The 11,843-nt window shown below is 71.6% G+C and carries 8 protein-coding genes; 4 read left to right on the top strand and 4 right to left on the bottom strand.

Annotation, left to right across the window (positions count from 1 at the left end):
* Positions 1-37: 37 nt before the first annotated feature.
* Both WMF17_RS42415 and WMF17_RS42420 read right to left on the bottom strand, forming a co-directional pair.
* A complete protein-coding gene (locus WMF17_RS42415; protein WP_437646591.1) occupies positions 38-2,704 on the bottom strand; it encodes a M1 family aminopeptidase in 2,667 nt (888 codons plus the stop codon).
* A gap of 75 nt (positions 2,705-2,779) precedes the next feature.
* Positions 2,780-4,645, bottom strand: a complete 1,866-nt coding sequence (locus WMF17_RS42420; protein ID WP_437646592.1) for a bifunctional homocysteine S-methyltransferase/methylenetetrahydrofolate reductase — start codon at positions 4,643-4,645, stop codon at positions 2,780-2,782.
* Between the two features lie 102 nt (positions 4,646-4,747).
* On the opposite strand from WMF17_RS42420, the gene WMF17_RS42425 reads away from it, so the two are divergent.
* The 3 genes from WMF17_RS42425 (at position 4,748) to WMF17_RS42435 (ending at position 7,367) form a co-directional block, all read left to right on the top strand.
* Positions 4,748-5,629 carry a hypothetical protein gene (locus WMF17_RS42425; protein ID WP_437646593.1) on the top strand — a complete coding sequence of 294 codons (882 nt, stop codon included), beginning with the start codon at positions 4,748-4,750 and terminating at the stop codon, positions 5,627-5,629.
* Positions 5,630-5,746: 117 nt separating this feature from the next.
* The gene (locus tag WMF17_RS42430) at positions 5,747-6,328 is read left to right on the top strand and encodes a hypothetical protein (RefSeq protein WP_437599253.1); all 582 of its coding nucleotides are present in this window, start codon (positions 5,747-5,749) and stop codon (positions 6,326-6,328) included.
* 64 nt (positions 6,329-6,392) lie between these two features.
* The gene (locus tag WMF17_RS42435; protein ID WP_437646594.1) at positions 6,393-7,367 is read left to right on the top strand and encodes a phosphotransferase family protein; all 975 of its coding nucleotides are present in this window, start codon (positions 6,393-6,395) and stop codon (positions 7,365-7,367) included.
* 21 nt (positions 7,368-7,388) lie between these two features.
* On the opposite strand, the gene WMF17_RS42440 is transcribed toward WMF17_RS42435, so the two are convergent.
* Positions 7,389-8,615, bottom strand: a complete 1,227-nt coding sequence (locus WMF17_RS42440) for an aminotransferase class V-fold PLP-dependent enzyme (RefSeq protein WP_437646595.1) — start codon at positions 8,613-8,615, stop codon at positions 7,389-7,391.
* Positions 8,590-10,536, bottom strand: a complete 1,947-nt coding sequence (locus tag WMF17_RS42445; protein ID WP_437599256.1) for a YgiQ family radical SAM protein — start codon at positions 10,534-10,536, stop codon at positions 8,590-8,592. Before WMF17_RS42445 ends, WMF17_RS42440 begins: the two co-directional genes overlap by 26 nt.
* A 469-nt stretch (positions 10,537-11,005) precedes the next feature.
* Here WMF17_RS42445 and WMF17_RS42450 point away from each other — a divergent pair, with 469 nt between their 5' ends.
* On the top strand, positions 11,006-11,707 hold the full coding sequence (locus tag WMF17_RS42450; protein ID WP_437599257.1) for an RNA polymerase sigma factor: 702 nt from the start codon (positions 11,006-11,008) through the stop codon (positions 11,705-11,707).
* Positions 11,708-11,843: the final 136 nt, after the last annotated feature.

Genomic DNA, 11,843 nt, shown 5'->3' on the forward strand with positions numbered 1-11,843 from the left:
CCCTAGCCGACGAGAGCGGCGCGGCAAAGAGGCGCCCTCACTTGGCGTCGGCCGCCTTCTTGGCCTTGGTCCCCGTCGCCTCGAGCTTGCCCAGCCGCGCCCGGATCTCCGCGTTGTCGCGCCGCAGCGCCTCGAGCTCGTCCCGCAGCCGGTCCAGCTCGCGCTTGCCCGCCCCGCCGAGATCGCGGAGCACCTCGCGGATCCGCCGCCGCACCCGGCCGTCGAGATCGCGGTCGAGCTGCCGCTGGAGCGCGCCGCGCGACCGGCCGTCGGCGAGATCGCCCAGCGCGCGCGCGACGTCGACCCGGAGGTACGGATCCGGCTGATCGAGCAGCTCCTCGAGGAGCTCGCGCGTCCGCCGATCGGTCGAGAGCTTCGGCAACGCCAGGATCGCCGCGCGGCGCCCCCGCGTCGGGATGCCGTAGCGCGTGCGGGCCGTCAGGTGCGGCACGGCGCGCTCGTCGCGCAGGTTCGCCAGCCCGTCGATCACGCCGCAGCGGATGACCTCGCCCCAGGAGGGACGGTCGAGCAGGTCGATCAGCGTGTCGAACCCCGCGCTCTGCCGCGTCGCCCCGAGCGCCCGCGCCGCCTCGGCCTGGACCAGGTAGCTCGCGTCGCGCAGGGCGAGCCTGCCGAGGAGCTCCGCCGCCCTGGCCGACCTGAAGCTGCCCAGGGCGCTCGTGACCGCCCGCCTCACCTTCGGGTGCTCGACGCCCGCGTTGCCCTCGAGCAGCGCGAACGCCGCGCTCGACTGGAGCGCGGCGAGCGCGCTCGCCGCGGCGGCGCGCACCCCCCAGAACTCGCTCGCGCCGGAGAGCGACTGCCCGAGCGCCCGCGTCGTCGGCGGATCGTCGCGCCGCGAGAGCGGCTTCGCGGCGAGCATGCGGCCGCGCGCCGTCGGCGCGTGGGCGAGCTGCGCCCGCAGCAGATCGGCCGGCGCGTCGATCTTGACCTCCCCCAGGATCCTGAGGTCCGGATCCACCACGACGAAGCGAGGGCGCCGCGGGAGCGGGATGACGAAGGTGTGCGCCTGCTGGTCCACCCGCCGCACCTCGCGGCGCACGCTCGAGCCCTTGCCGTCCGCGAAGCCGAAATCGAGCACCAGGTCGAACGCGAAGACAGGCGGCGTCGAGGCGTCCGGCTGGAGCGCGTGCTCCCGGCTGGGGTGCTGCCCGGCCGCCTGCGTCTGCTTCACGGTGACGGTGCACTGATCGCCCTCGAGCTCGATCTTCACGTCGAGCTCGGGGTGTCCGGCGCGGAAGACCCACTGCTCGAAGAAGCGCTCCAGCGACTTGCCGCTCACGTCCTCGAACGCGCGGGCGAGATCCCGTGTCTCCACGACCCCGCGCGCGTGGCGCGTCAGGTAGGTGCTCACCCCGCGCCAGAAGAGCTCGTCTCCGAGCTCCCGGCGGAGCAGGTGCAGCACGAGCCCGCCCTTCTCGTAGAGGTGTCGATCGAAGACGTCGAGCGGCGCCTCGTAGTCCTGGCAGACGATGGGCCGCCGGTAACGCCCGCGCGCCTCGCCCAGGTACGCGTCGAGATCGGCCTTCACGCTGTGATCGTACTCGTCGGCGCCGAGGTGGTGCTCCCGATAGACGTGCTCCATGAAGGTGGCGAATCCCTCGTTGAGCCAGCCGTGCGACCAGTCGCGGCACGTCACGAGATCGCCGAACCACTGGTGCGCGAGCTCGTGCGCGATGAGGTCGTCCGACGAGATGTCGAGCGCCGCCCGCTCGTCGAGCAGGATGTGCTCGTACATCGTGGTGGCGGTCGTGTTCTCCATCCCGCCGAAGATGAAGTCGCTCACCACCACCTGCGCGTAGCGACGGAACGGATACTTGACGCCGAGCTTCTCGCTGAAGTGACGGATCATGTCCGGCGTGCGCGCGAACGTGCGGCGGCCGTCCTCCTCGCGCCCCCTCGGCACGAAGTACGCGAGCGGGATGTCGAGCGCCGCGTCGTCGATGCGGGCGAAATCGCCGGCGACCAGCGTGAACAGGTAGCTCGGGTGGGGCTCGTCCAGCCGGTAGTGGAAGACGCCCGCCTTCTGCGACCTCGCGTCGCCCTCGAGCTCGCCGTTCGACAGGCAGTACCAGCCCGGCGGCACCTCCGCGCGGAGCTCGGTCGTCTGCTTGATATGGGGCTTGTCGATGCAGGGGAAGATGTGGCGCGCGTCCTCGTCCTGGCACTGCGTCCAGACCTGGCGCGGGCGGTCGGGGACGTGCTCGTCCGGCTCGAGGAAATAGAGCCCCCGCCGCGGCGTCGCCCGGTACCGGACCAGGATCGACACCTCGGCCTCGTCGAGCGGCACGGCCACGCGGAGCGTCTCGCCGTCGTACGTGTGCTCGGCCGGGTGGAACGCGCCGCTCGCCGCCTTGCCCGCGCCGCGCCGGGGCTTCGCCGCGCGCCCGGCGCCGGCGCTGATCTCGACCGCCTCCAGATCGAAGCCGACGGCGTCGAGCGCGATCTCGCGCGCGGCAGGGTCGACGCGGACCGCATCGAGCCGCGCCGTGCCGCGGATCGAGCGCTCCGCGACGTCGAGCGCGAGATCGAGGGCGATGTGGCGGATCGTGAACGGGCGCGAGCGCTCGTAGACGCGCCTCGTCCCGGCGAGCGCGAAGGGGCGGGACGCGAGCGCGAACTCGGACGACGAGAGCGCGGAACCGCAGGCACAGCGCGAATGAAGCCGGTACTCTAGGGACATCTCGGCGGAGTTTCCCCGCGCGGCGCCCGGCGCTGCAAGCAAGAACTCATGCGCCGGAGCGGGCGGCCGGGCGGTTCAGGTCGTCTTGAGGCCGTCGAGCACCTCGAGCGCGAGCTCGTATTTGCCGAGCGGCGGCATCAGGTAGGCCCCCTGCACCCGCTCGCGCACCGAGAAGAGCATCTCGCGGGCGATCTTGACCCCCTCCTTGCGCGCCTCGGGTCCGGCCGGCACCTTGCGCATGCGCTCGCGGATCTCCTCGGGGATCTGCATGCCAGGCACCTCGTTGTGGAGGAACTCGGCGTTCTTGTAGCTCACCAGCGGGAGCACGCCGACCAGCACCGGCATCCCCAGGTGCTCGATGCGCCGCAGCACCTTCTCGAGGAGATCCTGGTGGAAGACGGGCTGCGTCATGATGATGTCGGCCCCCGCGGCGCGCTTGCGCTCCAGGCGCGCGACCTCCTTGTCGAGGTCCGGGGCGCCGGGCTCGAGCCCCGTGGCGAGCAGGAACGACGTCTTGCCGCCCGGGATCGGCTTGCCGGCCGGGTCGAGGCCGCGGTTCATCGTGCTCGCCATGTTGAGCAGCCCGATCGAGTCGAGGTCGTAGACGGCCGTCGCCTCCGGGTAGTCGCCGACCTTCGGCGGATCGCCCGTGATGATGACGAGGTTCTTGATGCCGATCGCGTGGGCGCCGAGCAGGTGCGCCATCTGGCCGATGAGGTTCCGGTCGCGGCCGCAGACATGCAGGATCGGCTCGATGCCGTAGCGCTGCACAAGGAGCGAGCAGAAGGCGAGGTTCGTCATCCGCGCGGTGGCGCGCGGGCCGTCGGCGACGTTCACGACGTCGACGCCGCTGTCGATGAGCATCTTCGCCGCGCTGAGCGCGCTCTCGGGGCTCAGGCCCGGCGCCGGGTTCACCTCGACGGAGACCACGAACTTGCCCGCCGCGATCTTCGCCGCGAGGGGGCTCCGCTCGCCGAGCGGCGTGGGCTCGCTCCCCGTGGGCGCGTCCATCGTGACGTGCGGGCGCGAGGCGACCTCGGGCACGGCGCCGCCCCGGAGCATGCGGGCCGACTTGGCCATCCACTTGACGTGCTCCGGCGTGGTGCCGCAGCAGCCGCCGATCATCACGGCGCCCGCCTGGATCATGCGGCGGGAGAAGACGTCGAAGTACTCGGGCGTCGCCATGTAGAGCAGGCGGCCGTCGACCGTGCGGGGCAAGCCCGCGTTCGGCTGCACGCAGAGCGGGAGCCCCGCGGTCGCCATCCGCTCCGCCATGGCGAGCGACAGCTGCGGGCCGTCGCCGCAGTTGACGCCGAGCAGGTCGACGCCCCAGTCCCGCAGCGTCCGGGCGACGCGCTCCGGCTCGCTGCCGTCGGCCACGACGCCGCTCGTGTCGAACGTCATCGACGCGAGCACCGGGAGCCCCGGCGCGGCGCTCCGCGCCGCCTCGATGGCGAGCTTGATCTCGTCGAGATGGCGAAATGTTTCAAGGACCAGGAGGTCCACGCCCCCCTCGGCGAGCGCGCCGGCCTGCTCGGCGAACGTGCCGGCCGCGGCGGCGAGGTCGTCGCGCGTGGCCACGCCGGGCACGAGCCCGGTCGGGCCGATCGAGCCGGCGACGTAGGCGTCGCCGCCCGCGATCTCGCGCGCGATGCGCGCGCCCGCGAGGTTGAAGTTGCGCACCTCGTTGACGAGCCCGTACCGCTCGAGGCGGAACCTGTTCGCGCCGAAGGTGTTCGTCTCGATGACGTTCGCGCCCGCCGCGAGGTAGTCGGCGTGGACCTTCTTCACGAGATCGGGGCGCGCGACGTTGAGCTGCTCGAAGTTCTGGGTGACGAACACCCCGCGCTCGTAGAGCAGCGAGCCCATCGCGCCGTCGAACACGAGGATCGAGCGCCGGATCGCGTCGAGGAGCGGGGCCTCTGGTCTCGTGCGGGACATGGGGCCCATCGTAGGGTCGGTCCGGCTTCTCAGGAAGGGGGCGCTACGCGGTTGACGTCGCGGTTGACGTCGCGGTCAGGATCTCGGTAGGCAGATCTCGAGATGAGCACGCCCCGATGGCTTCACGCATTCGCCCTGGCGATCTCCGCCGCTGCTCCGCTCCTCGCCGCCTCCTCGCCGGCGCACGCCTGGGATCCGGTCGTGCACCGCTCGGACGCGGGCGTGGATCTCTACCTGTGGAGCGCCCGCGTCCTCGGCGCGTCGGTCGCCGCGGTCCCCTTCATCCAGTTCGAGCCGACGCCCGATCTGTTCATCAACCTCAAGTTCCCGCTGGCGCTCTCCCTGAACGGCCCGGGGGATCTCGAGGATCCGCGCGACGGCCAGTCGCGCGCGGGGCTCGGCAACCCGACGTTCACGCTCTACTACTCGGACGTCAAGCGCAAGCTCACGTGGTACGCGGGCGGCCGCGCCGGGCTGCCGCTCGGCGTGGTCGACGACTACGACTGGCGCTTCGCCACGGGCTACGCGTCGGCGGCGATGGCCTATTACGATATGCACCTCTGGGCGGCCGACGCGCTCCCGATCGGCGGGCTCGGCGGCATCGAGTACCGCTTCGGGCGCTCCTTCGTGCTCCGGGCGGGCGGCGACCTCACGTTCTTCGTCCCGCTGCAGGACCGCGGCCGGCGCGGGTTCCTCGACGACTCCGACGATCTCGACGTGGTGTTCCAGGCGAAGGTCGAGCCGGAGTTCCAGAGCCGCGCCGGCTTCGGCGGCGGCGTGGCGCTCCAGACCGTGTGGGTCCCGTCCTCGATCTACAGCGATCGGGGGCAGGTCTCGCTGCTGCCGTATTTCGTGTATGACAGCCAGAAGAGCTTCTTCATGCGGGCGGGCGCGCTCCTCGCGCTGGACGAGCCGCTCGGACCGGCGTTCGACCGGGGGAGGATGGCGTCGCTCTACCTGCAGTTCGGTGGGCACATCGACTAGCGCGCCGGGCGGCTCGACAGGGCGAGGGATGAACTGCAGGGGCACAGGTGCCGTGTCGGGCAGGACGGCGCCGCCGGCGCGCTCGCCCGGGCCCCTCGCCGTCATGGAGGCTCGAACATGACCCGTCGCCGCGCCATCGCCTGGGGCGCCGCCGCCGTCGCCCTGGTGGCCCTCGCGCTCCTCACGTTCCTGCTGAACCGGCCTCCGCCGGACACGACGCCCGAGGGCGCCTATCTCCGCATCGCTTACCGCCTCGGCGCCAACGATCTGCGCACGTGCTTCTCGTACCTCGAGGACCGGGCGCAGCACGCGGCCTACACCATCCGGGACTACCGGCTGAAGGCGAGCGAGCGGATCGAGGCGAGCTACCCGGAGCCGGAGCGCACGCGCCTGCTCGAGCAGTACCGTGCGCACGCGATGGCCGAGGACGGGGCGGACGTGTGGGTCGACATCGCCGCGAAGCAGGGCTTCGCCGCGCGCCTCCGGCGCGATCTGTCCGGCGTCGCGAAGGTGGAGGTGACGGGCGAGCGGGCCACGGTCGAGACGGCGCGCGGCACGCGGTACCCGTTCCGGCGGCGGGACAACGGCATCTGGGGGCTCACGCTCTTCACGGCGGAGCTCGTGGCCGAGGCCGAGCGGGCCGCGCGGGACTGGGACGTCGTGGAGAAGGCGGCGCTCGATTACGAGCGGGGGCGGTGAACAGGCGCCGCCGGAGCGCGGTGCTCGTGGGCGATCGCTCGGCCGGGGCAGGGAGCGCACCCTCGTGGAGCTGAGCCGCGCGGACGCTTCGGCGATCGATCCAGAGGCCAGAGCCGCAGCGCTGCGAGAGCTCGGCGTCGACCCGGGCGCCTGGCTGGCGAGCGGGACCGAGGCAGAGGTCTACGGCTTGACCGACGAGCGCGTCCTCAAGCTCTATGCGGATCCCGGCCGGGCCGGCAAGATCGAGGTGCTGAGGAGGTTCTATGACTCCCTGCGCGGTGAAGGGCTGACCTTCGCGCTTCCGCGGATATACGACGTCACGCCCATTCGAGGGCTGCTGGCCGTCATCGAGCGCCGGATCGAGGGGAAGCCGCTCTCCGAGCTGCTCCCTGATCTCGATGCCGAAGCCGCGCTCACGGCGCGAGAGCGCTACATCGACGCTGTCACGGCCCTGGCGGAGCTCAAATCACCTCACGGCGTGTCGCAGTACCTCCTGCTCGACGCGTCCGGGGCGAGCAGCGCGCGGGCGCAGGGCTGGTATGAGTTCGTCTACCGCCTCGCAGAGATCAAGATAGAGCGGCAGCGGGCTTCCCTGGAGGCCGACGTGGTCGATCTCTCCGCCAAGCAGGCCCGGCTCCGCGAGCTCTACCTCGGCCAGAGGTACGATGGCCCGCTGTGCGTCGTGCACGGGGACTTCTTCCCGGGAAATGTGCTGATGCGCGACGCCGAGAGGGTGGCCGGCGTCATCGATTTCGGGAGCTTCACCATGTTCGGTGACCCCTTGTATGATGTCTCTCTCGCGTGCGTGCTCTTCGATATGTACGGACCTGAGAGATCGTCGGTCCGTGACGAGCTGATCGCTGTCGCGTTGCGCAAGGTCGGCGCGGATGAAGAGGGGAAGCTCTATCGTTACGCGATGGCCTATGCGCTCATGTCATGTGACCTGTACTCCGGCGCGGAGGGGTTGCGCCAGGATGGTCACTACAGGTGGGCCGTGGATCTGCTGAACACGGAGTCTTGCTGGCAGCGCATGGCGTGATCGCACCGCGGACCCCGCCGCTCACCCCTTCGCGATCCGCCCGAGCGCCTCGTCCGCCGACAGCAGCACCTGCTCCCACTCGTCCAGCGCGTTCGGCCAGTGCGGCGCGAAGCGCAGCACGCCGTCCGGGATCGCGCAGGCGATCCCGAGGCGGGTGAGCTCGCGGTAGAGCTCCACCACCGAGGCGCCGCCCGGCGGCCTCACCCCGAGCGCGCACCCTCGCAAGGCCGGATCCGCCGCGCGGAGGCTCTCCCAGCCGCGCTCCCGCAGCGCCTCCTCGAGCGGATCCAGGAAGCGGTTCGCGTGCTCGTGGATCCGCTCGACCCCGATCTGCAGGATCAGGTCCACCGCCGCCTCGAGCCCGGCGTAGCCCGCCGCGTTGAGGTTGCCCCCCTCCACGAAGTCGGCGCGCTGCCGGATCGGCCGGTCGTACCGGAGCTTGCCCGGGCCCTGGAAGAGGAAGCTCACGCCGTCCTCGTGGCTCAGCCAGCCCGCCACCGCCGGCCGGAGCGCCGGCAGGCGCTCGCGGCGGATGTAGAGGAAACCCGTGCCCTCCAGCCCCATCAGCCACTTGTGCCCGCCGCACGCGAGGTAGTCGACCCCGGCCGCCTCGACGTCCACCGGCGTCGCGCCGACCGCCTGCACGGCGTCCACGCACAGCTCGGCGCCGTGCGCGCGGCAGAGCGCGCCGATCGCCGCGAGCGGCATCCGGAGGCCCGTCTGGAACTGCACCGCGCTCACCGCGACGAGCCGCGCGCCGCGCCGGAGCTCGTCCTCGAGCCGGGCGAGGCCCGAGCCGCTGCCGTCCGCGAAGCCGCCGAGCGGCAGGAAGACGACCTCCAGGTCGAAGAGCGCCGCCGCGCGCTGCCACGGGGTCACGTTCGCCGGGAACTCCCCCTCGAAGAGGATCACCCGGTCGCGCGGCCGCCACGGCAGGCACAGGGCGACGTCGGTGAGCCCGCGCGTCGTGCTCTGCACGAGCGCGATGTCGTCAGCCGCCGCGCCGATGAGCCGGCCGAGCTTCTCCCGCAGGCGGAGCCGCTGCGCGCTCCACGCCGGGAACGCGGCCGCCCCCTGCGCGGCGTAGTCGTCGAGCAGCGCCATCATCGCGAGCCGCACCGGCCGCGACGGGGGCGAGATCCCCGCGTGGTTCACGTAGACGAGCGGCGCGAGGTGCGGGAACAGGCCGCGGTCGCCGAGCTTCGCGGCGAAGGCCCGAGCGTCATCGATTTCGGCGGTGTGTCGCATCGGCTGGCTTCCCCCGGCGCTCGCCGCGGACCTTGGCGAGGTAGCGCGGCGGCGCGCCCTTGCCGGCCGCCGGCGGCACGAGGCAGTGCGGCTTCGTGCCGATGAGATCACCGCGGCCCGCCTTGATCAAGGCCTCCCGCGCCTCGTCGTGGTGCGCCGCGTCCCAGTAGAGCAAGAGCGCCTTCTGGAGCTTCTTCTCGCGGAGATCCTTCGCCGTGTACACAGGCTCGCGCGTGAGCGGGTCGATCCCCGTGTGGTACATGCACGCGGCCATCGACATCGGCGTCGGGATGAAGTCCTGCACCTGGCGCGGCCGCATCCCGTTCTTCTTCAGGTACACGGCGAGATCGACCATGTCCCGGAGCGTCGAGCCGGGGTGCCCCGAGATGAAGTAGGGCACGAGGAACTGGTTCTTCCCGGCCTCCTCGCTCGCGCACCGGAACTGCTCGGCGAAGCGCTCGTAGCTCTCGATGCCCGGCTTCTTCATCTTGTCGAGCACGTCCTTCTTGCTGTGCTCCGGGGCGACCGAGAGCTGGCCGCCCGTGTGGTGCGCGGCGAGCTCCTCGATGAACTCGGGCGACCGCTCGGCGAGGTCGTAGCGCACGCCGGAGGCGATGAAGACCTTCTTGATCCCCTCCTCCTCGCGCACCGCCTTCATCAGCTTGAGCAGCGGGCCGTGGTCGGTGTTCAGGTTCTCGCAGACCTCCGGGAAGACGCACGAGAGCCGCCGGCAGGCGTTCTCGATCGCCTCGTCCTTGCACCGCATCTGGTACATGTTCGCGGTCGGCCCGCCGAGGTCGCTGAGCACGCCGCGGAAGCCGTCCATGCGCCGGAGCGCCCGCACCTCGCGCAGGATGCTGTCCGCCGAGCGCGACTGGATCACCCGGCCCTCGTGCTCCGTGATCGAGCAGAACGTGCACCCGCCGAAGCAGCCGCGCATCGTGACGACCGAGTGCTTCACCGTCTCGTAGGCCGGGATCGGCGCGTCGTACGACCAGTGCGGCACCCGCGTGAACGGCAGGTCGTAGAGCGCGTCCATTTGCCCCGTCTCGAGCGGGAACGCCGGCGGGTTGAAGTACACAGCCTCCGCGCCGTGCGCCTGGAGCAGCGGCCGCGCATTGCCGGGGTTCGTCTCGAACTGGAACGCCCGCGACATCTCGGCGAACGCGCCCCGGTCCGCCGCCACCTCCTCGTAGCTCGGGAGGAGCACAGTTTTTCCGTCCGAGACGTAACGTGAGCCCTCGATCGGCTCCCACTCGCCCTTGCGCATGGGGAAGGCGGTGCCCCGGACGTCGCGGATGGACCGGACGGGCTCGCCGCGCCGGAGGCGGTCGGCGACTTCCCAGACGGCCTTCTCGCCCATGCCGAAGATGAGCAGGTCGGCCTTGGCGTCGAGCAGGACCGAGCGGCGGACCTGGTCGGACCAGTAGTCGTAGTGGGCGATGCGGCGCAGGGACGCCTCGATGCCGCCGAGGACGATGGGGACGCCGGGGAACGCCTGGCGGCAGAGGTTGGCGTAGACGATCGAGGCCCGGTTGGGGCGGAGGCCCACCTGTCCGCCCGGCGAGTACTGGTCCTCGCTGCGGACCTTCTTCTGGGCGGTGAGCTTGTTCAGCATCGAGTCGAGGTTGCCGGCGGTGACCCCGACCATGAGCCGGGGCACGCCCATCCGCAGCAGGTCGCTCGGGTCCTGGTAGCGGGGCTGGGAGATGACGCCGACGCGGAAGCCGCGCCCCTCGAGGAAGCGGCCGATGATCGCCGCGCCGAACGCGGGGTGGTCGACGTAGGCGTCGCCGTTGACGAGCAGGATGTCGAGCGCGTCCCAGCCCCGCGCGCGCATCTCCTCGCGGGTCGTCGGCAGGAACGCGGTGAGGTCGCGAGCGGCGGCGCCGGCGCTGCGGCGGAGCTGGAGGAGGGGCACGGCGCCGTCACCCTACGGGTCGGGAGAGCGGTCGGCAAGGGGGCGGCCGCGGCGGCGCCGGCCGGTCGGCCAGGGAAATTCCGCGGCTCGGGGCGAGCTCCGGGGGCGGGGGAGGCGGAAAAGGCGCGGCCGAGGCCGGCGCCCGGGGGGCGGGCCGGCGGGCGCCGCCCGCGTTTTCGCCGGCAAAACGCGCAAATTGCACGACACCCCGCCAGCAGATCACGAATTCGTGTGGACGGAGCATCGAATCTCCGGGGGCGACAGGAGGGCTGGCTCGCCGGGGGCGGGCTCGGGGCCGCGCGGGAGTCGCTCGGTGCGAGTCGCGCGGCTGCCATAAAAACACTGCAATAACGCGCAGTTACGCGGCGAGGGGGCCGGTTCCCAAACGACTCGGAATGAGGGTTCGTAAAAATTATATGTGGAATCTCAATCCGACGATGCTCTTCGCGCCAAACATCAAAGCTTCGTTGTGCTGCATGAGGTAGGTGTTCCTTTCCTTCGCAGGACGCTCCGCGGGTATGGCGTCGACCCTCACGATCTCGAGGACGTGCTGCACGACATCCTCCTCGCGGCCTACCGCGGTCTGGAGGGGTTCGACGCGAGCCGCCTGCTGCGCGCCGCCCTGGGGTTGCGCGACGAGGACGAGGTGGGCGGTAGCCAGCCGGTGCCGTTCAGCGCGGTGCTTCCCTATGTGAGCCGCCTGCGGGCGCGGCGGGCGTGGGACCCGCTGTACCGGTGGCTCTTCGGGATCGCGTGGCGGCAGATAACCCACTACCGGCAGCGGGCGTTCCGGCGCCGCGAGATCCCGGTGGGCCTGCAGGGCGGCAGCTCGATCTTCGCCGGCGTCGACAGGCGCCCCCGCCTGGAGCAGCGGGTCGAAGCGACGGAGCGGGCCGAGGTGATCGACCTGCTGCTCGCGAGCCTCGTCCCGCAGCGGCGCGTCATGCTGGTGATGCACGACATGCTCGAGATCCCGGTCGTGGAGATCGCCCGGGAGCTGCAGATCAACGCGAACACGGCCCAGAACCGCCTCCGGCTGGCCCGGGAGGACTTCCGGGCGGCGGTGAAGCGGCTCGGCCCGGAGCAGCGGAGCGCGCTGCGCCTCGGCGAGACGCCGTTCGCCGCCGAGGCGACGACGCGCCGCCGGCCGGCGCCCCGGCGGCGCGGGTAGAGTAGTGTTCGACCGCGGCGGGCACGGCGATCGGGAGCAACGAAGATCCTCCCGATCCACACGTCCGTCGTCCGCCATCCTTCTTCGTGCCCGTCATCCGGCTCTCGTGACCGCCGGTCTCTCGCGAGCGGGCGAC

Origin of the sequence: Sorangium sp. So ce362, assembly GCF_051519845.1 — a bacterium.
Lineage (GTDB): Bacteria > Myxococcota_A > Polyangia > Polyangiales > Polyangiaceae > Sorangium.

Excerpts from the sequence above, each read along its gene's own strand:
- WMF17_RS42415 (WP_437646591.1), bottom strand. The coding sequence starts at position 2,704 with ATGTCCCTAGAGTACCGGCTTCATTCGCGCTGTGCCTGCGGTTCCGCG.
- WMF17_RS42420 (WP_437646592.1), bottom strand. The coding sequence starts at position 4,645 with ATGTCCCGCACGAGACCAGAGGCCCCGCTCCTCGACGCGATCCGGCGC.
- WMF17_RS42425 (WP_437646593.1), top strand. The coding sequence starts at position 4,748 with ATGAGCACGCCCCGATGGCTTCACGCATTCGCCCTGGCGATCTCCGCC.
- WMF17_RS42430 (WP_437599253.1), top strand. The coding sequence starts at position 5,747 with ATGACCCGTCGCCGCGCCATCGCCTGGGGCGCCGCCGCCGTCGCCCTG.
- WMF17_RS42440 (WP_437646595.1), bottom strand. The coding sequence starts at position 8,615 with ATGCGACACACCGCCGAAATCGATGACGCTCGGGCCTTCGCCGCGAAG.